25 protein-coding genes are annotated in these 22,747 nt (G+C 38.6%); 16 read left to right on the top strand and 9 right to left on the bottom strand.

Going from position 1 to position 22,747, the window contains the following annotated elements:
- Nucleotides 1-7 precede the first annotated feature (7 nt).
- From rplF to IE155_RS12000, 13 genes are all read left to right on the top strand, one after another.
- A complete protein-coding gene (rplF, locus tag IE155_RS12060; RefSeq protein WP_189378505.1) occupies nucleotides 8-541 on the top strand; it encodes a 50S ribosomal protein L6 in 534 nt (177 codons plus the stop codon).
- A 9-nt stretch (nucleotides 542-550) separates the two neighbouring features.
- On the top strand, nucleotides 551-904 hold the full coding sequence (gene rplR, locus IE155_RS12055) for a 50S ribosomal protein L18 (protein WP_189378504.1): 354 nt from the start codon (nucleotides 551-553) through the stop codon (nucleotides 902-904).
- Nucleotides 905-913: 9 nt separating this feature from the next.
- Complete coding sequence (gene rpsE / locus IE155_RS12050) at nucleotides 914-1,420, top strand: 30S ribosomal protein S5 (RefSeq protein WP_189378503.1); 507 nt, start codon at nucleotides 914-916, stop codon at nucleotides 1,418-1,420.
- 6 nt (nucleotides 1,421-1,426) lie between these two features.
- A complete protein-coding gene (gene rpmD, locus IE155_RS12045; RefSeq protein WP_189378502.1) occupies nucleotides 1,427-1,606 on the top strand; it encodes a 50S ribosomal protein L30 in 180 nt (59 codons plus the stop codon).
- A gap of 2 nt (nucleotides 1,607-1,608) precedes the next feature.
- The gene (rplO, locus tag IE155_RS12040; protein WP_189378501.1) at nucleotides 1,609-2,043 is read left to right on the top strand and encodes a 50S ribosomal protein L15; all 435 of its coding nucleotides are present in this window, start codon (nucleotides 1,609-1,611) and stop codon (nucleotides 2,041-2,043) included.
- 8 nt (nucleotides 2,044-2,051) lie between these two features.
- Nucleotides 2,052-3,377, top strand: a complete 1,326-nt coding sequence (gene secY / locus IE155_RS12035; protein WP_189378500.1) for a preprotein translocase subunit SecY — start codon at nucleotides 2,052-2,054, stop codon at nucleotides 3,375-3,377.
- Nucleotides 3,378-3,394: 17 nt separating this feature from the next.
- On the top strand, nucleotides 3,395-3,508 hold the full coding sequence (gene rpmJ / locus IE155_RS12030; protein WP_189378499.1) for a 50S ribosomal protein L36: 114 nt from the start codon (nucleotides 3,395-3,397) through the stop codon (nucleotides 3,506-3,508).
- A 129-nt stretch (nucleotides 3,509-3,637) separates the two neighbouring features.
- A complete protein-coding gene (gene rpsM, locus IE155_RS12025; protein ID WP_189378498.1) occupies nucleotides 3,638-3,994 on the top strand; it encodes a 30S ribosomal protein S13 in 357 nt (118 codons plus the stop codon).
- 14 nt (nucleotides 3,995-4,008) lie between these two features.
- A complete protein-coding gene (gene rpsK, locus IE155_RS12020; protein WP_076420861.1) occupies nucleotides 4,009-4,398 on the top strand; it encodes a 30S ribosomal protein S11 in 390 nt (129 codons plus the stop codon).
- Between the two features lie 31 nt (nucleotides 4,399-4,429).
- Nucleotides 4,430-5,050, top strand: a complete 621-nt coding sequence (gene rpsD / locus IE155_RS12015) for a 30S ribosomal protein S4 (protein ID WP_189378497.1) — start codon at nucleotides 4,430-4,432, stop codon at nucleotides 5,048-5,050.
- A gap of 25 nt (nucleotides 5,051-5,075) precedes the next feature.
- Entirely contained in the window at nucleotides 5,076-6,065 is a 990-nt protein-coding gene (locus tag IE155_RS12010; RefSeq protein ID WP_189378496.1) for a DNA-directed RNA polymerase subunit alpha, read from the top strand.
- A 41-nt stretch (nucleotides 6,066-6,106) separates the two neighbouring features.
- Nucleotides 6,107-6,514, top strand: a complete 408-nt coding sequence (gene rplQ, locus IE155_RS12005) for a 50S ribosomal protein L17 (RefSeq protein WP_189378495.1) — start codon at nucleotides 6,107-6,109, stop codon at nucleotides 6,512-6,514.
- A 152-nt stretch (nucleotides 6,515-6,666) separates the two neighbouring features.
- Nucleotides 6,667-7,566 carry a phosphoribulokinase gene (locus IE155_RS12000; RefSeq protein WP_189378494.1) on the top strand — a complete coding sequence of 300 codons (900 nt, stop codon included), beginning with the start codon at nucleotides 6,667-6,669 and terminating at the stop codon, nucleotides 7,564-7,566.
- 44 nt (nucleotides 7,567-7,610) lie between these two features.
- Here IE155_RS12000 and IE155_RS11995 read toward each other — a convergent pair whose 3' ends face one another.
- The 9 genes from IE155_RS11995 to IE155_RS11955 form a co-directional block, all read right to left on the bottom strand.
- Nucleotides 7,611-8,015, bottom strand: a complete 405-nt coding sequence (locus tag IE155_RS11995; protein ID WP_189378493.1) for an OsmC family protein — start codon at nucleotides 8,013-8,015, stop codon at nucleotides 7,611-7,613.
- A 74-nt stretch (nucleotides 8,016-8,089) separates the two neighbouring features.
- Nucleotides 8,090-8,443, bottom strand: coding sequence for a DUF3802 family protein (locus IE155_RS11990; RefSeq protein WP_189378492.1), 354 nt, complete (start codon nucleotides 8,441-8,443; stop codon nucleotides 8,090-8,092).
- A 362-nt stretch (nucleotides 8,444-8,805) separates the two neighbouring features.
- The gene (locus IE155_RS11985; protein ID WP_189378491.1) at nucleotides 8,806-9,603 is read right to left on the bottom strand and encodes a DUF1338 domain-containing protein; all 798 of its coding nucleotides are present in this window, start codon (nucleotides 9,601-9,603) and stop codon (nucleotides 8,806-8,808) included.
- 306 nt (nucleotides 9,604-9,909) lie between these two features.
- Nucleotides 9,910-11,382 carry a succinylglutamate-semialdehyde dehydrogenase gene (gene astD / locus IE155_RS11980; RefSeq protein ID WP_189378490.1) on the bottom strand — a complete coding sequence of 491 codons (1,473 nt, stop codon included), beginning with the start codon at nucleotides 11,380-11,382 and terminating at the stop codon, nucleotides 9,910-9,912.
- A gap of 22 nt (nucleotides 11,383-11,404) precedes the next feature.
- On the bottom strand, nucleotides 11,405-12,421 hold the full coding sequence (astA, locus tag IE155_RS11975; RefSeq protein WP_189378489.1) for an arginine N-succinyltransferase: 1,017 nt from the start codon (nucleotides 12,419-12,421) through the stop codon (nucleotides 11,405-11,407).
- Between the two features lie 64 nt (nucleotides 12,422-12,485).
- Nucleotides 12,486-13,703 (bottom strand): aspartate aminotransferase family protein, encoded by a 1,218-nt coding sequence (locus IE155_RS11970; RefSeq protein WP_189378488.1) that lies wholly within the window; start codon nucleotides 13,701-13,703, stop codon nucleotides 12,486-12,488.
- A gap of 314 nt (nucleotides 13,704-14,017) precedes the next feature.
- Nucleotides 14,018-15,163, bottom strand: a complete 1,146-nt coding sequence (locus IE155_RS11965; protein ID WP_189378487.1) for an HDOD domain-containing protein — start codon at nucleotides 15,161-15,163, stop codon at nucleotides 14,018-14,020.
- Between the two features lie 100 nt (nucleotides 15,164-15,263).
- Nucleotides 15,264-15,857, bottom strand: a complete 594-nt coding sequence (locus IE155_RS11960; protein ID WP_189378486.1) for an anthranilate synthase component II — start codon at nucleotides 15,855-15,857, stop codon at nucleotides 15,264-15,266.
- 117 nt (nucleotides 15,858-15,974) lie between these two features.
- Entirely contained in the window at nucleotides 15,975-17,135 is a 1,161-nt protein-coding gene (locus tag IE155_RS11955) for a YcbX family protein (protein WP_189378485.1), read from the bottom strand.
- A gap of 227 nt (nucleotides 17,136-17,362) precedes the next feature.
- Between IE155_RS11955 and mpl the strand changes: the two genes are divergently transcribed.
- The 3 genes from mpl to IE155_RS11940 all read left to right on the top strand — a co-directional run bounded on the left by mpl (nucleotide 17,363) and on the right by IE155_RS11940 (nucleotide 22,747).
- Nucleotides 17,363-18,739, top strand: a complete 1,377-nt coding sequence (mpl, locus tag IE155_RS11950; protein WP_189378484.1) for a UDP-N-acetylmuramate:L-alanyl-gamma-D-glutamyl-meso-diaminopimelate ligase — start codon at nucleotides 17,363-17,365, stop codon at nucleotides 18,737-18,739.
- Between the two features lie 12 nt (nucleotides 18,740-18,751).
- Entirely contained in the window at nucleotides 18,752-19,372 is a 621-nt protein-coding gene (locus tag IE155_RS11945) for a flavin prenyltransferase UbiX (RefSeq protein ID WP_189378483.1), read from the top strand.
- Between the two features lie 150 nt (nucleotides 19,373-19,522).
- Complete coding sequence (locus tag IE155_RS11940) at nucleotides 19,523-22,747, top strand: amidohydrolase family protein (protein ID WP_189378482.1); 3,225 nt, start codon at nucleotides 19,523-19,525, stop codon at nucleotides 22,745-22,747.

The following is a 22,747-nucleotide window of genomic DNA, read 5'->3' as shown; positions in this document are numbered from 1 at the left end:
GTTAATTATGTCTCGTGTTGCAAAAGCACCCGTTTCTGTTCCTGCTGGCGTTACCGTAACGTTGTCAGGTCAAGACATTAAAGTTAAAGGTTCAGCTGGTGAACTTTCACATACTATCAATAGTTTAGTAAATGTTGCTCAAGAAGATAGCACTATCTCTACTACTGTATTTGCTGAAAGTAAAGAAGCTTGGGCCCAAGCTGGTACTACACGCGCATTAATCAATAACATGATTATTGGTGTAAATACTGGTTTTGAAAGAAGATTAGTTTTAAACGGTGTTGGTTACCGTGCAAAAGCTGAAGGTAAGAACTTAAACTTATCTTTAGGTTTTTCTCATCCAATCAACCATGCTATTCCTGAAGGAATTACCGTTGAAACTCCGAGCCAAACTGAAGTTGTACTGAAAGGTGCTGACAAGCAGTTGGTAGGTCAAGTAGCAGCGAATATTCGCGCTTACCGTAAGCCAGAGCCATATAAAGGTAAAGGTATTCGTTATAGCGATGAGAATGTTCGTCGTAAAGAAGCTAAGAAGAAGTAGGGTAATACGATGGATAAGAAAACATCTCGTTTACGCCGTGCAAAGCGTGCACGTGCTAAAATCAGCGAGTTGGGTGCGAATCGTTTAGTTGTATTCCGTACTCCTCGTCATATTTACGCGCAACTTATCGCTCCAACTGGTTCTGAAGTAATCGCAGCAGCGTCTACTTTAGACAAAGAAGTTAGTGCCCAAGTTGATAAAACAGGTAACATTGCTGCTGCCTCTGCAGTTGGCAAAGCTATCGCTGAACGTGCAAAGGCTAAAGGCATTGAGTCTGTAGCATTTGATCGCTCGGGTTTCCGTTACCATGGACGCGTAAAAGCGTTGGCAGAAGCAGCTCGTGAAGCTGGTCTGCAGTTCTAGGAGTAGATGATGGCTAATGTAGAAAACACACAACAACAAACTGATATGGCTGAAAAGCTAATCGCTGTTAACCGCGTTTCAAAAGTGGTTAAAGGTGGTCGTATATTCAGTTTCACCGCACTAACAGTAGTTGGTGACGGTAACGGCCGCGTTGGTTTTGGTTATGGTAAGGCACGTGAAGTACCTGCTGCTATCCAAAAAGCAATGGAAAAGGCTCGTCGTAACTTAGTAACTGTTGACTTGAAGGGGACTACTCTTCAACATCCTATTAAAGGACGTCATTCAGGTTCTAAAGTTTACATGCAACCAGCTTCTGAAGGTACAGGTATCATTGCCGGTGGCGCAATGCGTGCAGTACTTGAAGTTGCAGGCGTACAGAACGTATTGTCAAAAGCATACGGTTCTACTAACCCAATCAACGTAGTTCGCGCTACGGTATCTGCTCTAGCGAATATGAAGTCGCCAGAAGCAGTTGCTGCTAAGCGTGGAAAGAGCGTTGCAGATATCTTGGGGTAATTGAGCATGGCTAAAACAGTAAAAGTAACTCAAGTAAAAAGTTCTATAGGTCGTTTACCGAAACATAGAGCTACATTGAAGGGTCTTGGTTTACGTCGTATCAATCATACAGTTGAGTTAGAAGACACTCCATCTGTACGTGGTATGATCAATCAAGTATCTTACATGATTAAGGTGGAGGATTAATAATGCATTTAAATACTTTATCTCCTGCACCAGGCGCTAAGAAAGCTAAGAAACGCTGTGGGCGTGGTATTGGTTCTGGCTTAGGTAAAACAGGTGGTCGTGGTCACAAAGGTCAGAAATCTCGTTCTGGCGGTAGTGTTCGTCCAGGTTTTGAAGGCGGTCAAATGCCATTAAAACAACGTTTGCCGAAGTTTGGTTTCACGTCGCGCAAATCTTTAGTTCACGCTGAAGTACGTTTACATGAGCTTAATAGCATCACTGGTGATGTTGTTGATATTCATGCGCTTAAAGACGCAAACTTAGTAACACGTAACATTGTAACAGCGAAAATTATGCTGTCGGGCGAAATTACTCGTCCAATCACTGTTCGTGGCTTAGGTGTAACTAAAGGCGCTCGTGCAGCTATTGAAGCTGCCGGTGGTAAAATCGAGGAATAATACAGATTATGGCTACACCAGGAATGGATAACAAAGGCGCAGGCGGTTTGTCTGAGCTGAAACAAAGATTGTGGTTCGTATTCGGTGCATTAATTGTGCTTCGTTTAGGTTCATTTGTGCCAATCCCTGGTATTGACGCCGCTGTATTAGCTCAGTTGTTTGATCAACAAAAGGGCACTATCGTAGAAATGTTTAACATGTTTTCTGGTGGTGCACTTGAGCGAGCCTCTGTATTGGCATTAGGTATTATGCCGTACATTTCAGCTTCTATTATTATGCAATTGCTCACAGTGGTTCACCCTGCTATGGCAGAGCTTAAAAAAGAAGGTGAAGCTGGACGACGTAAGATCAGCCAATACACCCGCTACGGTACTTTAGTACTTGCAACAGTACAGTCTATTGCTATCGCAAAAAGCTTACCTGGTATGATGCCCGGTTTAGTCATGGATGCCGGCTTCGGTTTCTATTTTGCGGCAGTAGTTAGTTTGGTTACTGGCACCATGTTTTTAATGTGGTTAGGTGAACAAATTACGGAACGTGGAATTGGTAATGGTATTTCTATTATCATTTTTGCTGGTATTGTTGCAGGTATGCCTTCAGCTGTTGCTACAACAGCTGAAATGACGCGTCAAGGTGAATTGCACTTATTGGTGTTATTGCTAATAGCAGTAATCGTATTTGCGGTAACCTTCTTTGTTGTGTTTGTAGAGCGTGGTCAACGTCGTATTGTCGTAAACTATGCTAAACGTCAACAAGGCCGAAAGGTTTTTGCTGCACAAAGTACTCATTTACCTCTGAAAGTTAATATGGCTGGTGTTATTCCACCTATATTTGCTTCTAGTATCTTGCTATTCCCTGGCTCTATTGCTAGCTGGTTTGGACAAGGTGACGGTATGGTTGCTGATGTGTTGCAGGAGTTATCAATTGCGATTTCTCCAGGTCAACCGTTATATATGATGCTTTTAACAGCAGCAATAATATTTTTCTGCTTTTTTTATACGGCATTGGTTTTCAATCCGCGTGAAACTGCAGATAACCTAAAAAAATCGGGTGCGTTTATTCCTGGGATCCGTCCTGGTGAACAAACGTCTAAGTATATAGACAAAGTGATGACACGTTTAACCTTAACCGGTGCGTTATATATTACCTTTGTCTGTTTGGTTCCTGAGTTTATGAGAATGTTCTGGGATGTTCAGTTCTATTTTGGTGGAACATCATTATTGATCATCGTAGTTGTTATCATGGACTTTATGGCTCAAGTACAAACGCATTTGATGTCTCATCAATATGATAATGTACTTAAAAAAGCAAACCTGAAAGGCTATGGCCGCTAGGTTTAACGGAGTATAAAATGAAAGTTCGTGCATCCGTAAAAAAGATTTGCCGTAACTGTAAAGTGGTAAAGCGTGCTGGTGTTGTTCGTGTAATTTGTATCGAACCAAAACATAAGCAACGTCAAGGTTAAATCTTTAGCAGTAGCATTATGCAGATAAGTCTGTATAATGCCGCTTCGATTGCAAAAAGAAGACGGGTTGAGTATCCTAACGGGCTTTTCAACCTGATGTAATTTTAATTTAGAATAGGAGATGTGTTAGTGGCCCGTATCGCTGGCATTAACATCCCTGATCGTAAGCATGCAGTAATCGCCATTACTGCGATCTACGGTATCGGAGCAACACGTGCAAAAGCAATTTGTGCGGCTTCAGGTATCGAAGAAACAACTAAGATCAGTGAATTGGACGAAGCTCAAATAGATTTGCTTCGTGCTGAAGTGGATAAATACACCGTTGAAGGTGATTTACGCCGTGAAGTTTCAATGAACATCAAGCGTCTGATGGACCTTGGCTGTTTTCGTGGCATACGCCATCGTCGCAGTCTTCCTCTACGTGGTCAACGCACTAAAACAAATGCGCGTACCCGTAAAGGTCCTCGTAAGCCAATTAAAAAGTAACGAGGGATTAGACAATGGCAAAAACACCAGTTCGTACGCGTAAACGCGTAAAAAAACAAGTTGCTGATGGCATGGCTCATATTCATGCTTCTTTCAACAACACCATCGTGACTCTTACAGATCGTCAAGGTAATGCTTTATCTTGGGCAACTGCAGGTGGTTCAGGTTTCCGTGGTTCACGTAAATCTACTCCGTTTGCTGCTCAGGTAGCTGCTGATCGTGCTGGTAAAGCAGCACAAGAGTTTGGTTTGAAGAATATTGAAGTGTTCGTTAAAGGTCCAGGTCCAGGTCGTGAATCTGCTATCCGTGCTTTAAATGCTGCTGGTTTTAAAATCACCAACATTACTGACGTAACACCTATTCCTCATAATGGTTGTCGTCCGCCTAAAAAGCGTCGCGTTTAATTGGCACTTTTAGGATAGTTGGAGAAAGATAATGGCTAGATATTTAGGTCCTAAGTTAAAGCTTAGCCGCCGCGAAGGAACAGATTTGTTCCTTAAAAGTGGTGTAAGAGCAATAGAGACTAAATGTAAATTCGAAATGATTCCAGGTCAACACGGCGCACGTCGCGGTCGTTTGTCTGATTATGGTATTCAACTTCGTGAAAAACAAAAAGTTCGTCGTATGTATGGCGTACTAGAGAAACAATTCCGTAATTACTATAAAGAAGCGGCTCGTTTAAAAGGAAATACAGGTGAAAACTTGTTACAACTTTTAGAAAAGCGTCTTGATAACGTAGTATACCGTATGGGCTATGCAAGCACTCGTGCTGAAGCTCGTCAGCTAGTTAGCCATAAAGCTATCGTAGTTAACGGTGTTGTTGTTAATATTCCATCTTTCACTGTTAAAGCCGAAGATGTTGTTTCTGTACGTGAAAAATCTAAAACTCAAGCGCGTATTATCGCGGCTTTAGATTTAGCTGAGCAACGTGAGAAGCCAGTTTGGGTTGAAGTAGATAATAAGAAACTTGAAGGCGTTTTCAAACGTGTTCCTGATCGTTCTGATTTATCTGCCGAAATTAATGAACAGTTGATTGTTGAACTTTACTCTAAGTAAAGTTGCATTTTAAAGAGAGGACATAATGCAGGGTTCCGTAACCGAATTCCTAAGACCACGATTGGTTGATATTGATACCGTTAGTTCAACTCGTTCTAAAGTTACTTTAGAACCATTGGAACGTGGTTTTGGTCACACTTTAGGCAATGCCTTACGCCGTATATTATTATCTTCAATGCCAGGTTGTGCTGTAACTGAAGTTGAAATTGATGGTGTATTACATGAGTACAGTAGTAAAGAGGGTGTGCAAGAAGACATCATTGAAATACTATTGAATCTTAAAGGGCTTGCTATTGGTTTAGAAGGCAAAAATGAAGCAGTTCTTACCTTAACTAAGTCAGGTGAAGGCCCTGTAACGGCAGCTGATATACAACATGATGGGGATGTGACTATCGCAAACCCTGAGCATGTTATCTGTCATCTTACAGGTGATGGTTCTATCAGTATGCGTATTAAAGCTGAAATGGGTCGTGGTTACGTTCCTGCTTCAGTTCGACGCGAAGCCGAGGAAGAAGATCGTGCAATAGGACGTTTGTTAGTTGACGCTTCATTTAGTCCTGTTGTTAGAATTGCTTATGATGTTGAGTCTGCGCGTGTTGAACAACGTACAGATTTGGATAAATTAGTTCTCGATATGGAAACCAATGGTACATTGGACCCAGAAGAGGCAATTCGTCGTGCTTCAACCATTTTAGCAGAACAGCTAGATGCGTTCGTTGAATTACGCGATGTGACTGAAGTAGAACAAAAAGAGGAAAAACCTCTATTTGATCCAATTTTACTTCGTCCTGTCGATGATTTAGAACTAACGGTTCGTTCAGCTAACTGTTTAAAAGCAGAAGCAATTCAATATATTGGTGATTTAGTACAGCGTGCAGAAGTTGAGCTTCTTAAAACGCCTAATTTAGGTAAGAAGTCTTTAACGGAAATCAAAGACGTGTTAGCGTCTCGTGGCTTATCTCTAGGTATGCGCCTAGAAAACTGGCCACCTGAAAGCATTGCTGATAACGACTAAGTCGGTCATCATTTTTTAATAGTTGAGAGAAGGATTAACTTATGCGTCATCGTAAAAGCGGTCGCCAGTTAAACCGTAATAGCAGTCATCGCCAGGCGATGTTCCGCAATATGGCAAGCTCTTTAGTTAAGCACGGTGTTATTAAAACCACTGTTGCTAAAGCTAAAGAACTACGTCGCGTTGTTGAGCCACTAATCACTTTGGCCAAAACCGACAGCGTAGCAAATCGTCGTTTAGCATTTGCACGCACACGTGATCAAGAAGTTGTTGGTATTTTATTTAACGAACTTGGTGAACGTTACCAAGAACGTCCAGGTGGATATACACGTATTTTAAAATGCGGTTTCCGTACTGGTGATAAAGCGCCAATGGCTTATGTTGAACTTGTAGACCGTCCGGCAGTTGAAGAGATTGCTGAAACGGTTGAAGAAGCAAGTGCAGAAGCTTAATTAGTTACTAACTAAGTTTTTACAACATTTTAAAACGGAGCACTTAGCTCCGTTTTTTTATGGGTATTTGAAAGGTAAATTGATTTCAATCACTTGACCTAAGCTAAGTTAATTCGTATAACATTAGTCCATATTTTGTTAGGCGTATATTAATGTCATCAAGAAATCCTATAATTGCTGTTACAGGTTCGTCTGGTGCGGGTACATCAACCACAACGGAATCTTTTGAACATATCTTTCGCTCATTAGGTGTTCGTTCTGCTAAAGTAGAAGGTGATAGCTTCCATCGTTATTCTCGGCCAGAAATGGATCTTGAAAAACGTAAAGCTAAAGAAGGTGGAAAACGAATTAGCTATTTTGGTGACGAAGCTAATGATTTCGATGCGCTAGAGAAACTTTTTAAAAATTATTCTGAAACTGGTCGTGGTCAAATGCGACGTTACTTGCATACATTTGATGAGGCTGTGCCTTATAATCAAATGCCGGGAACTTTTACCCCATGGGAAGAGGTAGGTGAAGGTACCGATTTATTGTTCTATGAAGGCTTGCATGGAGGTGTGGTAACAGAAAAGAATGACGTAGCAAGTCACGTTGACTTATTAATAGGTATGGTGCCAATTGTAAATTTGGAATGGATACAAAAAATAATTCGTGATACTAACCAGCGCGGGCATAGCAGAGAAGCCGTAACTGCAAGCATCGTTAGGAGCATGGAAGATTACATTTCTTATATTACCCCACAGTTTTCTCGTACTCATATTAACTTTCAACGGGTACCAACAGTAGATACATCCAACCCTTTTAGTGCAAAGGCGATTCCAACATTAGATGAAAGTTTTGTTGTAATTCGCTGTCGTGACGGTATTCAAGTTGATTTTCCTTATTATCTTAATATGATACAAGGCGCATTCATGTCACGAATTAATACATTAGTCGTGCCGGGGGGGAAAATGGGTTTAGCAATGGAGTTAATTTTGACCCCAATGATAAAGGACCTTATGGCGAAGAAAAGTGCTGCGAATAAGCAACTAGATTGGATGAGTGATTTGTAATGTAAACTCTTTCTCTAAGAAGAAAGAGTTACTGAAATTTAGCTTTAGTGATTTTTAATTGAAAAGTTATGGGTAATATTTACTGTTTTATTTAACATTAAAGCTACAGAACAATATTTGTCAGCTGAAAGCTCAACTGCCCGCGCTACCTGCTTTTCACTTACATCTTCTCCAGTTATGATAAAATGTAGATGTATATCTGAAAATAGTCTCGGCACGGTATCAACACGCTCAGCACTAATTTCAACTGTACAATCTGAGATGTTCTGACGAGATTTTTTTAAGATACTAACGACGTCTACTGAAGAACAGCCGCCTAGTGAGAGTAAAATATTTTCAAGTGGGCTTGGCGCATTTTTTCCACCATCAGCGTCAAATACTACACTATGTCCACTTTCCGATGTACCAATAAACTTTTCATCAGAAATCCACTTTACTTGTGCTTTCATAATTAAACTACCTGATATGTTGAACTAGATTTATTGGGCGATATATTATAGAAAATATATGCTGATGGCTAACTTTAGGAAAGGAATTGTGTGTGAACTTCACTATCAAAAAGGTTTTTTATCAATAGTGCGAATTCTTTCAGAAATTCTTTTTGTGAATTGGTAATTGGGTTCGTTATTACACCAGAAAGGATTTCTTCTAAATCATAAACAATAGCATCAATCTCTCTGATTATGATATTACGTTGGTTAAATGATAATTCTTCATTTTGGTTACAAACAATCATTATTTGTTCACTTAATTCTTGTTCTATCACCTCTATAACGGTTTCAGATGAGTTGTTGGCAGCAGATGAATTTTCAAACAAACTTAAGTGTTCGGTAAGATATTCAATTATATGTATATAGCCTTCAGTATCAGTAACCATAATAACCTATCACTATTAAAATGATTTAATACTTTACTCTTAATTAGCCATGACGATCAAGCGAAACAAGATAAATTTGATAAGAACAGAACTAAAAGTATTGGACTTTTCTTAATTAATAAGCGGCTAAATATATTTATAGTGTTTGCTATTTATTTTTCTTCTACATGTTGTTGTCATTGATATGAATGGCTATTACAAAATTAATATATGCTAGCCTATTAAACGTTAAGGTTAGTATAATAGTGGCTTTGTACATTATTTTGAAAAACAAAAAAGCCAATAACAGAAGTCATTGACTTTTTATACTACGTACAGCAGAAGGCAAGTATTTAGTTTCTAATTAACCTTCATTATTAACATTAAGCTGCATTTGTGCTTTCAAAAATTTTATCTGCTGAGGCTGCAACAAAACCTGAATATAGTTCACCGTTTTCCAAAGGGTAGCGTTTAGCAAATTCGTAGAAACATGAAGGGATTTCTACTGCTTGATCTGTGAATTGAACTAGGGCTTTATCAGCTAAAGTTGACGATTGTTCTAGTTTAACTTGTTGATCTCCTTTTACTTCGCCACCTGTAGTGTTGAGTAAAAAGCCGCCAGCTTTTACTGTGCTATTTACCGCATCAATAGTTTCGTATTGTGCTAAATGGTTGATACTTACAGTAAAGTGATTTGCGCGGTATCCCCATGCACACAACCAAGCTGCATATTCACTTTCAGCGAGTAATGTTTGATAATCAGCAAAGCTAATATCCCAAGTTTTTCCTGAATATAAGAAGTTTTGCTGAGATATTAATGATTCATCAATGCTTTCTACAATTTTATGAATAATTGCTTGGGTTGCTGGTGAAACCTTCTCAACGAGTAATTCACTGATGAAAACTTTAGGCATTGTTTTATCTGCATGCTCATAATGTTTTGCGTAAAGCTTTTTAGCTTCAAAGTGATATTCACCACACTCTGTGTAACCAAGTGCAATTAAATGCTGAGCAAGTTTTTCTATACCGACTTTTTTTAAATTAAAGGTTCGGTATGCAACATGATCATTAATCACGTCATCTCCTGAGCCTAATATTTCATGAATTCTTTTAGCTGAAGGTGTAACTTCAAGGTAATTATTCCAGATGTTGTTAAATAGTTCTGATACTTGTGCTGTCATATTGATACTCCTAATGAAGGCATTTTGTAAGGAAATTAGTTAATATAAAATTGTTAAATTAATTTTGAACAGTACTGGGAAGTAAATTTGCAGCGAACAAAATATTTGGAAATGCACAAAGACTAACCAGCAAAGGGTCAGTTTAAATTTGGTTGATACTCTTAAAAAAGTCTGGTTTAAAGCCAGCTATTTGAATTTGATAATGAGTCGTCATAGGTGATATTTTAACCTATTTTAAAGTATTTACTCAAATAAAATTTCAAAAAAATGCCCATTTTTTATTCATGAGCATTTTTATGAGGATTATTATTTAATTGTAAGACCAGGACTTAGTGTTACTGGTAATGAAATTTTATCGGCTTCAACAGAAGCAACAGGATAAGAGCAGTAATCAGCAGCGTAGTAAGCACTAGCTCTATGGTTGCCACTATCACCAATCCCTCCAAAAGGGGCGGCACTACTTGCACCCGTTATCGGTTTATTCCAATTAACAATACCTGCTCTAATATGAGAGAAAAAGTGCTGATAATCCGCTTCATTGTCACATAGTAAACCTGCAGATAAACCAAAAGACGTGTTATTTGCCTCTTTAATTGCATCATCAAAGTCACTATAACGATACACTTTTAATAATGGGCCAAAATGCTCTTCGTCAGGCATATTAGTAACATTGGTAACATCAATAACACCTGGTGTTACAAAACCAGTGTTAACTTCTTTATGTGTTAGCGCTAGAAGAGGTTTGCCACCTAATTCTATTAATTGCTGTTGAGCGGCGACTAAACCTAAGGCGGCTTTTTCAGAGATCATAGAACCAATAAAAGGCTGTTCTTCATCGTCATAGTAACCAATTTTTAAAGCCGCTGTAGAAGCAATAAGTTTGGTTAGAATAGCATCACCATTTTTACCTGCTTCAATAAATAGGCGTCGAGCGCAAGTACAGCGCTGCCCCGTCGTTACAAACGCTGACTGGATAATGTCATGTACTACAGCATCAATATCACTCACATCTTTTACGATTAATGGGTTATTGCCGCCCATTTCTAACGCTAGTATCTTACCTGGTTGCCCACTATATTGCTGGTGTAAAAGTTTGCCCGTAGTTGAGCTACCAGTGAAAAATAAGCCATCTATTTGAGGGTGGCTAGCTAAGGCTTTGCCTGTTTCTATTTCACCTTGAACAAGGTTGATAACCCCTTCAGGTAAGCCTGCTTGTTGCCATAATTTTAAAGTTAACTCAGCAACCATAGGGGTTAATTCACTGGGTTTAAAAATGACGGTATTACCAGCAATAAGTGCAGGAACAATGTGTCCGTTAGGTAAATGTCCAGGAAAGTTATAAGGACCAAAAACAGCAACTACACCATGAGGTTTATGACGAATAAAGGCTTTAGCGCCAGGCATAGGGTTTTCAACTGTACCCGTTCGTTCATTATAAGCATTAACTGAAATGGCGACTTTGCCTATCATAGCTCCCACTTCTGTGCGCGTTTCCCATAGCGGCTTACCGGTTTCAAGTGCGATAGTCGTGGCTAGTTTTTCTTTATTTTCTGTCAACGTTTCTGCAAATTTGCTCGCTAAAGCTATACGCTCATCTAAAGACGTTTTTGACCATGCGATAAATGCTTTTCTTGCACTTAATACCGCTTGATCCACTTGCTCTGCTGTAGCGCTTTTTCCTTGCCAAATTTGTTCGTTTTTAGCTGGGTTTAACGAACTAACATTATGGCCCAAACCTGCTTGCCAAGAACCATTAATTAATTGAATTGGGTGTGTCATAGTGTTTCCTAAATGTTACTCGTTAATTGCGAATTAAACGGATCCAATCGCCTTCTTTTACTTTAAGGGCATTGGCTATTTCTTCAGAAATTACTGCTTGATTTGCTGTTTCTCTTAGTAATAAAGGTGCTTGAGTTGCTCTAAAATTAGCTATTTCTGTATTGCAAATAATATATTTATTATCATTGGGTACATCACCAATGATCACTTGGCATTTTTTGCTGTTACGAATGCTTTTAATTGTGCGAGTTTCAGCTTCTACCGTCGGTCCACCATCAAAAATATCGACATAACCTCTGCGAGTTAATCCTTCTGCCTCTAACAGCCTTAGAGCTGGTACTGTTTTTGGGTGAACTTTATTGATAACTTGTTGTGCTTCTTTACTCAATAAGTTTACATAAATTGGATATTTGGGCATTAATTCAGCAATAAATTCTTTCTTTCCTATCCCTGATAAATAATCAACAGTAGGAAAGTCCATCGAGAAAAAATGTTCTTCTAGCCAACTCCAAAAAGGTGAACGACCGTTTTCATCGGAAACGCCACGCATTTCAGCAATAACGGTATCTGAAAATCGCTCTAAGTGTTCAGCAATAAATAAAAAACGCATACGAGAAAGTAAGCGACCGTTATTATTTTTACGATGACTTTCACTTAAAAACAAAGTACAAATTTCGGTAGCGCCCGTATAATCATTACACAGAGAAAGCGTTTCTACGGTATTGTAAATATTAAGTTCGCGCGAGTTATGTACTACCTTACCTAAATGGTAATGGTAAAAAGCATCATCTAAACCAACGGCAGCTTCAATGCCGCTGGTACCGACAACTTCGCCAGTAGCGGTATCTTCCATGACAAACAAATAGCCTTCATTACCTGGTTGCGTTACCGTTTTTTGGAATGAGGTTTGTGCTTGGTTAATACGTTTTTTTAACAACTCTTCATTGACTGGAAGTGATGTAAAACCGTGTCCTGATTCTATTGCGATACGATGTAATGCATCATAATCACTATGCTGAATAGGGCGTATAATAATCATATAAAGTTCTCAATGATGGAAAGACTTGGATATTAACCTTGGTTAATATCCAATGAAGTCGCATTTATGCGTTTACGATTTTAGCTACGGCTTTTTCAAAGCGAGCTAAACCTTCAGCAATATCTTCGTTAGGTATTACTAAAGAAGGCGCAAAACGAATAATGCTAGCGCCAGCGACCAAGGTCATCACACCTTCGTCCATCGCGGCATTTAAAAACTCTTTTGCTCGGCCTTGATAAGCATCAGTTAAAACAGCGCCGATTAATAAGCCTTTTCCTCTGATTTCAGTAAAGGCATTATATTTTTCGTTGATTGCATTTAAACCATCGATATAAAGCTGTGCTTTATCTGAAACACCTTTTAATACTTCTGGCGTATTAACTGTGTCAAAAGCAGCTTCTGCTACAGCACACGCTAAGGGGTTACCACCGTATGTGCTACCGTGTGTACCTATTTTAAGGTGTTTAGCAATTTCAGTTGTTGTGATCATTGCACCAATAGGGAAACCACCACCTAATGCTTTTGCTGTCGTTAGAATATCAGGAGTTACATTCAATCCCATATAAGCATATAAGTCGCCTGTACGACCAACACCTGTTTGTACTTCATCAAATATAAGTAGGGCGTTATGCTGATCACATAATTCACGAACACTTTTTACAAAATCATTAGTTGGCGAAATAATACCGCCTTCACCTTGTAAAGGTTCCATCACAATGGCACAGGTTTTATCTGAAATAAGTGCTTTTACACTATCTATGTTGTTGTATTCAGCATGTACAATATCCGCAGGTTTTGGACCAAAACCATCGGAATAAGCAGGTTGACCACCAACAGTTACAGTAAAGAATGTGCGTCCGTGGAAACCTTGCTTAAACGCAATAATTTGAGTTTTTTCTGGACCATGCACTTCTAATGCCCAACGACGAGCTAATTTTAATGCCGCTTCATTTGATTCTGCACCCGAGTTTGCAAAGTAAACTTTTTCTGCAAAGGTATTATCAACCATTTTTTTAGCTAAACGCAAAGCAGGCTCATTGGTCATTACATTTGATAAGTGCCAAATTTTATCGGCTTGCTCTTTTAATGCACCAACTAAAGCTGGATGACAATGTCCTAAACAGTTAACTGCTATACCGCCTGCAAAATCAATAAATTCTCGATCTTGCTGATCCCATACTCTTGAACCTTGACCGCGTACAGGAATAACCGCTGATGGTGAATAGTTAGGTACCATTACCTCATCGAATAATGCGCGATTGACAGGAAAGTGATTGGTCATTGTTAACTCCTCTATTATGGGATCTTGATAATTAAGTGGCGATCAATATTTATAATGACAGCACCGTATTAAACTCAGTCTTTTATTTTAGTACAACTGAAATTTAGTGGGGCATTATGGCAGAAAATAATTAGGTTGTCTCTATTAATAAAACCTTACAGCCCTTTTACAACAAGGGTTTGCGGGTTTTATTCAGTTATATTGCATAACTATCTTTTGTGCAAAAAACTAGCGATGAATGTGTTGTCGCTAGCTTCCTATTGTATTGGGAATTTAAGACTTACTTAGTGTACCCTCATAAATAATCAAAAAAATTATTCGAAATTAAGCTTTATATGGTCAATATCGCTGCGTTTTAGTAATGAAATATCTGCTGGTGTTAACTTTACGGCACTTAAAAGTGCTTTTGCTTCGTCACTCTCAATAAGTTCTTCTTTGGCTAATGAACGGAACATTACAAAGGCTTTTGCTTTAGCGACCATTTGAGCAATAGGATGCATTTTTTCAATGTCATCTATTATTGCGAGATCAAATAAAGGTTCAGTTACCATTAACCGATCAAAACGCATTAATTCGACAATATCAGCTGACATTTGCGTATGTCGTTCAGTCAGTTGGTTAAGTAGTAGCTCGGGTGACATATCAAATTCGACTAATATGTCGTGAAGGCGCTTGTCTCTATTGTCGTATGCATCTTTTAATTCAGCTTTAAGCATTTCATTAAAATTATGTAGTACACCTCGTGAAATTAAGATAAGCCCGATATTAGAAAATAAGCCAGCAGCAAAAGCACTAAACTCATCTATTTCATATTTATTAGCTAATATTTTTGCACTTAAACCAATAGAGAGTGCGTTATTCCATAATTTACGTTTAAGTAATGGATAAGGGGTAGTGTTAGACGGTAATAAGTGTTTTAGCATGAAGGTTGGCATAACCAGTTTAAGGTTATCTAATCCCACATAGCTAAGGGCTAAATGGTTATCGGTTACTTGTACGTCAGAACGCGTCCTATACTGTGGTTTATTGACAAGGTTAATTAACTCATCGGATAACCAGGGTAACGACTGCATTAGTGGCGTTATCTTATTAATTGAAGCGGCTTTAACAGCAAGTATCTCTAAAATATTGGAGGCAGCATTTTCAATACGAATTTCACTGGCATAAAGGCTTTCTTTATCATCAAAGTCATTATTTACTTTTGAAAGCACTTGAGAGAAAAATTGACTCATCATCTGAGTTTTAAAGTGGTCTTTACCGTATTGTTCGATAATTTTTTCTTGTTTAGCTTCTTGTTCAACGGCCAATAACTCTCTACGGCTATTTTCTTGTTCACTATGTTGTTTTTTAACTAAAGTAATTTTACCGCTTTTTTCATCAGCAAAATCTTTGCTGATCATTAAACTAAGTGCACGTTGGTAGAGAGGAAAAACGTGCTTGTTATTATCAAATATTAGCATTGGCAACTTTTAGGTTAGGTTTAAATTAATAATCCGTATGAGTATGTCATCGGTAACGTTATCGGCAACATCCCTTTTTACTTAATAATAGTTACAAACTCTACTTAACTTTAGCATATTGGGATATAAAGTTTTGTAGCAGTGCCAATCCTTGTGAAGTTAATACCGATTCAGGGTGGAATTGTACACTAACTATGGGCAGAGTGTTATGCCTCAACGCCATAATTTCATCTATTTCACCGGTTGTTGTGACAGTCCATGCCGTTGTTGCTAAACAGTCCGGTAATGTATTTTTATCCACAATTAACGAGTGATAGCGTGTTACTTCAAGTGGCATAGCTAACGATTTAAAAAGGTCGTTTTGAGTATGTTGTATTTTGCTGGTTTTTCCGTGCATCACTTTTTTGGCTTTAACAATCTTAGCGCCAAAATGTTGAGCGATACATTGATGCCCCAAACAAACCCCTAAAATGGGTATTTTACCCGCAAAATGTTTAATCACCTCTAATGAAATACCTGCACTGTTAGGATCACAAGGGCCTGGTGATATAACGATATATTGGGGCGATAACTTGTTAATTTCTTCAATGGTAATTTCATCATTTCGATGGACTACGACTTTTTGACCTAATTCACTAAAATAATGAACAAGATTAAAAGTAAAAGAGTCATAATTGTCGATCATTAACAGCACAAAACAGCCCTTCAAAATAAGTAATGATTAATTCAACCTAAATAAATGCCGCTATTCTAAATTGTGAACTAAGACAATTCACCCATTATTTTAGATTTATCCCAAGAGCTATAAATATTATGGTTTGCTTAACACGAGGTCTGATTCAGGTATAGCACTACAAGCTAATACATAACCTTGCTTTTTTTCATCATCTGTTAAGCCGTCATCAGCCAGTTGCCTTACTTCGCCACTCTCAAGTTTTATCTTACAACGACCACACATCCCACCTCTACAGGAGTAGGGAAGAATTAAGCCGGCGTTCTCTCCTTGATCTAATATTGGCTCTTTAGTGTTCCCTTTAATGTATTTATCCCAAGAGTCAAATAGGATATTGACGCTGCGTTTTTTCCTTGGGGCTTTTTTGATAGCCAATTTAGCTTTTTCCTTAACTGGTTTGTTGATTACAAATACGAGAGGGGCCTGATGATCTAAAATAGTAACGTTATCACCAACTTTTAGCTGCCCTTTATTGAGTGCAATTAAGTTTTGCCCAAACATTACATCGCCACTTTCTACTTGTCGGTATTCTTTAAGTGTATTTAATGGTTGCTGTAACTTATGCTTTTCAGCAGTTTTAGGGTTAACTGTTGTCATAATACAACGAGAGCAAGGCTTGACCAGTTCAAACTCTACTTCACCAATACGGATATGACGCCAAGTATCTTCAATAAAAGCTTGGTTTAAAGCCTCGGTATTTTCTACCACTAGGTTTGGGCGAAAATGAGACATAGTTACTGTTGTTTCATTAATATTAGCGAGGCGTTGATTAAGATCATTTAAAGAGGCTTGTGAAATAAGTAATAAAGGGTAGCCATCAGCAAAACCCACTTGATTATGACTGTTTTTTACTAGTCGTTGTGAGTTTTCTCCAAAAAAGTGTAACCGACAAGGGCGTTTTAAAAACTGACTAAACCATTTATCGATTTCTAATGAACAATGAATACTTTTTATCGTATCTTTCCAGACAGTTACAGACTGATAATTTTTAGAGAAACTATTGTACTTAACTTCGAGTATCGGCATATCTGGTGCCGTTAATATCAAGCCTTGTTGAGTGATACTTGCTTGAATCAGACATAAGTTAGGCTCGGTACGTGCACTAATGAATTGTCCTTGTTCATCAGTAACAACAAAACGACGATCAAAGCTTAATCCAAAATCATCCACCCATGCATTTGAAAGAGAAACTCCAGCAGTGGATTTTATTGGATAAATATTGATTTCTGTAAGCGTCATAACCTAAATGAACCATTCTATGGTAAGTGAAGATGGCGTAAATATTGACGAAATTTAAAAAACAAAGCAATGATTGTCGTGAATTAATCTTAAAGTGGCAGTTATTCATTCGTAATAATTCACAAAAATTAAGACGTCCAATTGGTATTAGCTATTAATTCGGTTATATTGGCGTTAATTTTATTAGTCCAGCGCGTTCCGGCAACGCAAGTGGTTTTAGGCGTAATATGCATATTCATATTCTAGGTATTTGTGGTACTTTTATGGGCGGTATTGCTGCCATTGCGAAAGAGCTTGGGCACAGGGTGTCGGGCTGTGATGCAAATGTTTATCCTCCTATGAGTACTCAATTAACGGAGCTAGGTATTGAACTTAAGCAAGGTTATTTAGTTGAACACTTACAAGATGCCCCCGATTTAATTATCGTCGGAAATGCGATGGCTCGTGGAAACCCGTTGGTGGAATATGTATTAGAACGAAAATTATCATATACATCAGGCCCGCAATGGTTACTAGATAATGTATTAAAAGATCGTTGGGTGCTGGCGGTTTCTGGCACTCACGGTAAAACAACCACTAGCTCAATGCTAACGTGGATTTTAGAATACGCTCAATTAGCGCCGGGTTATTTAATTGGCGGTGTACCGCAAAATTTTGAATCGTCAGCCCGCCTTGGTAATGCGCCTTTTTTTGTTATTGAAGCGGATGAATATGATACCGCTTTTTTTGATAAGCGTTCGAAATTTGTTCATTATCGTCCTAATACATTGGTGATTAATAATTTAGAATTTGATCATGCTGATATTTTTAATGAGTTATCTGATATTCAACGCCAGTTTCATCATTTAATTCGAATGGTACCTAGTAATGGTTTAGTCTTATTTCCAGAGAATGAACAAGCCATTCGAGATGTCGTTGCTATGGGGTGTTGGACACCAACTGAGGTAAGTGTCACACAAGATAAAAAGTCTCAAGGATGGTATGCCGAAAAATTAGTGGCTGATGGTAGCCAATTTAATGTTTATTTTAAAAATGAGTTCCAAGGTACTGTAAATTGGCGCCTTATTGGTGACTTCAATATTGATAATGGCTTAATGGCGATAGCTGCGGCAAGGCATGCTGGTGTGCCCACAAAAGTAGCAATTGAAGGTTTAAGTGAATTTATTAATACTAAGCGTCGTTTGGAACTAAAAGGCGAAGTCAACGGCATTAAAGTTTATGATGACTTTGCTCATCACCCTACGGCAATAAATCGAACATTAGCTGGCGTCAGAGATCATGTGGGTAATGGGCGAATCTTAGCGGTGCTAGAACCACGATCAAATACTATGAAGTCAGGGGTTCATAAAGACACCTTGGCGCAATCATTAGCATTGGCAGATCTGGTTTTTATTTTTCAGGGGGAGCAAGTGCAATGGTCAGTTGACCAGCTTATAAAAGATTGCCAGCAACCTTGTATAGTTAATAACGATCTAACACAGTTTATTAATCAAATTAGTGAGCAAGCTCAAGACGGTGATACTATTGTCGTAATGAGTAACGGTGGTTTTGGTGGTATTCATCAAAAGTTATTAGCGTCAATTTCACTATGTTCAACGCAATAAAGGCATAAAGCAATGAGTTCTTCTTTTGAACGAAAAATTACCTTAGCACTCACTGGTGCATCTGGCTCTGCTTATGCAATGCGTTTATTGGAATGTTTGTTAGCGGCTAATTGTCAAGTTTACTTACTTTGCTCAAGTGCAGCACGCATTGTCTTAGATACTGAGCTAGGAATGAAATTACCAGCATCTCCCGATTCAGCTACAGTATTTCTAACGGAAAAGTTTAAAGCAAAAGGTGGCCAACTTACCGTCTTTGGTAAAGAACAATGGTTTTCTCCTGTCGCTTCGGGGTCAGCAGCACCTAAAACTATGGTGATTTGTCCATGTTCAACGGGCACTTTAGCAGCGGTCAGCCAAGGTATGAGTGATAACCTGATTGAACGTGCTGCTGACGTAGTGATTAAAGAGCGAGGGCAGTTAATTATTGTACCTAGGGAAACACCGTTCTCGACTATCCATTTGCAGAATATGCTCACTCTCTCACAAATGGGGGTAACTATTATGCCTGCCGCTCCAGGTTTTTATCATCAACCACAAACGATAGATGACTTAATAGACTTTATGGTGGGACGAATGTTAGACCACCTAGGTATTGATCAAACTATTATGCCGCGTTGGGGCTACCACTCCTAAAGGCTCACCCCATAATATTTCTAATTAAAAACAAACTGCTGTTTACGGTACGCAAGCAGTAGTTTGTCGCATACATATTCCAAAAATTAACGTTATATGCTCTTATATTGAATTAACCTATAAAACTAACTTAAGTTTCAGGAATTCATTATGCTTTCAACTACACGTTCTAAAGTGTGTATTGCACTTTCCTTAGTGTTGTCAATAACACTTTCAACATCAACTTTTGCTCAAAAAGAGAATTCATCTATAGACACTCAAAAAGAAAAAAAATGGTCTGTTAACGAACCTCAAGGTGTATTCAAATCGGCTAGTATTGATGTTACTCAAGGTACATGGATGAATATTGATGTTAGCCCTGATGGTAAAACTGTAGTATTTGATCTATTAGGTGATATATACACCATGCCTATTTTAGGTGGTGAAGCTAAGGCATTAATGACAGATATTGCATGGCAAATGCAACCACGTTTCAGCCCGGATGGAAAACATATCGCATTTACTTCCGATGAAGATGGTGGGGATAATCTATGGGTTATGAAGGCTGATGGTAGTGAAGCTAAAGCTGTTACCGATGAAAGCTTTCGTTTATTGAATAGCCCTGCTTGGTCGCCTGATGGTAATTACTTAGTCGGTCGTAAACATTATTCTAGTCGTCGTTCGTTAGGTGCCGGTGAAGTTTGGCTTTATCATAAAACGGGTGGCTCTGGCGTTAAACTCACAAAGCGTCCAAATGATCAAAAAGACTTAGGTGAACCCGCATTTTCTGCTGACGGCAAATATGTTTACTTTTCTCAAGATGCCACTCCAGGAAAAACGTTTCATTACAGTAAAGATTCTGTGCAAGGTATCTATAAAATTAAGCGTTTAGAGTTAGAAACTGGCGAAATAGATACCATAATTTCAGGCAAGGGGGGCGCTATAAGACCTACGCCATCACCCGATGGAAAAACGCTAGCATTTATAAGCCGTGACGATTTTGATTCAAATTTATACTTGTATGATCTTGCGAGTGGCAAGCAGACATTAGTTTATGAAGGGTTAGAGCGTGATATGCAAGAAACATGGGCGATCCATGGAGTATATCCGACCATAGCATGGACCCCTGATAATAAAGGGCTGGTATTTTGGGCTGGTGGTAAAATTCATCGTTTAGATATCGCTAATAAAAAAGCGATGGAAATCCCATTTCATGTAAAAACCGAAAAGAAAATTCAACAAGCATTGCGGTTTAAACAAAATTTAGATCAAAAAGAGTTTGATCTAAAAATGTTACGTGACATTGAAATATCACCTGATGGTAAACAAGTTGTTTTTGAGGCATTAGGACATATATACGTACGCGATTTAAAAAATGGCAAACCGAAACGATTAACTAAACAAAATGATCATTTTGAATTTAGTCCGAGCTTTTCTCGAGATGGTAAGAAAATTGTTTATGTTACTTGGGATGATAAAGATCTAGGGAAAGTGAAGGTTATATCTTCTCGTGGTGGTAAAGGTAAAACGATTACGGCAGAGAAGGGCAAGTATATTGATCCAAGCTTTTCACCCGATGGTAAACAAATCGTTTATCGTAAAGTGCGAGGGGGAGCCATTTTAAACCCAGAATGGGGATTAAATGCAGGTGTATATGTTGTTGATAGCAAAGGAGGAAAACCAAGTTTAGTCACAGATAATGGTTTACAACCCCACTTTGGCGGACGTTCAGATCGCATTTATCTCACAAGAAGTGGTGCTATGCCCCATTTAGTGCGCGTTGATCTTGATGGGCAACATGAGAAAAAGCTCTATCAAGGAAAGTTTGCCACTGAATATAAAGTCTCTCCAGACGGTAAATTTCTTGCGTTCGCAGAGCGTTTTAATGTGTTTGTTACTCCCTTAGTTGAAAGAGGTGAAGTGATTGATATTGGCCCTAAAGCTAAGAACTTACCCGTTGAAAAGTTATCTGTTCGAGCTGGTGAAGGTATCAATTGGAATGGTGGCTCTGATGAAATTTATTGGAGCTTAGGTAATGAGCTTTATCAAGCGAAAATAGACCAGTTATTTTCTTTAGATAAGCAAGATGAATCAACTGACAAAGCAACTTTAGTTAGCACTACCCAACTAGGCTTTACTCAAAAAGTCGATATACCTTCAGGAATTGTCGCATTTGTTGGTGGTAAAGTAGTGACCATGCAAGGCGATAAAGTGCTAACTGAGGGAGTCGTTGTTGTTGAAAATAATAAAATTGTCAGTGTAGGGGCTAAAGGTGAGGTTAGTATTCCTAAAGCTGCCAAAATTATTGATATTACTGGAAAGAGTATTATTCCTGGCTTGATAGATGCTCATGCCCATGGTTCACAAGGTAGTAGTGAAATCATTCCACAGCAAAATTGGAAAAATTATGCCGGATTAACATTTGGTGTTACGACTATTCATGATCCATCAAATGACACTACTGAATTTTTTGCTGCCAGTGAAATGCAAAAAGCAGGAGCTATTGTTGCGCCGCGTTTATTTTCAACTGGCGCCATTTTATATGGTGCAACAGCTGCGGGATTAACATCACACGTAGATAAATTAGATGATGCTAAGTTTCATATTGAACGTTTACAAAAAGCCGGCGCATTTAGTGTGAAAAGTTACAATCAACCTCGTCGAAATCAACGTCAGCAATTTATACAAGCCGCACGTGAAGCTAATATGATGGTGGTTCCAGAAGGGGGCTCTTTACTACAACACAACTTAACCATGGTTGTTGATGGCCATACAACTTTAGAGCACTCAATACCTAGCATTACTGTTTATGACGATATAAAGCAACTTTGGTCACAATCTGCTATGGCATATACCCCTACATTAGTGGTCGCTTACGGTGGTATTTGGGGGGAAAACTATTGGTATGATAAAACTGAAGTTTGGCGCCACCCACGTTTAAGCCAATATGTGCCAAGTGAAATATTAGCGCCAAGAGCTATGCGAAGAACAACGGCACCAGATCATCACTATAATCACTTCAATGTCGCTAAAACGGCAAAAATAATGAACGATGTTGGTGTTAAAGTGAATGCTGGTGGTCATGGTCAGCGTGAAGGTTTAGCCATGCATTGGGAAATATGGATGATGGCACAAGGAGGTATGTCACCATTAGAAGCATTAGCTACGGCAACAATCAATTCAGCAGAGTCTTTAGGGTTAGATATGAACTTAGGTTCGATTGAAGCTGGAAAGTTGGCTGACTTAGTAGTTGTTGACGGTGATATTACTCAAGATATTCGTGTGAGTGATAAAGTTGTTTTCACTATGCTCAATGGTCGCGTTTACGACGCTGAATCAATGAATGAAATTGGCAATTATGACAAAAAACGCGAAAAATTTTATTTTGAAAAATAA

The sequence above is a fragment of the Thalassotalea profundi genome, from assembly GCF_014653195.1.
Classification (GTDB): Bacteria; Pseudomonadota; Gammaproteobacteria; order Enterobacterales; family Alteromonadaceae; genus Thalassotalea_B; species Thalassotalea_B profundi.
Note: the sequence above shows the minus strand (reverse complement) of the source record. Positions and strands in the feature narration are given on the sequence as shown.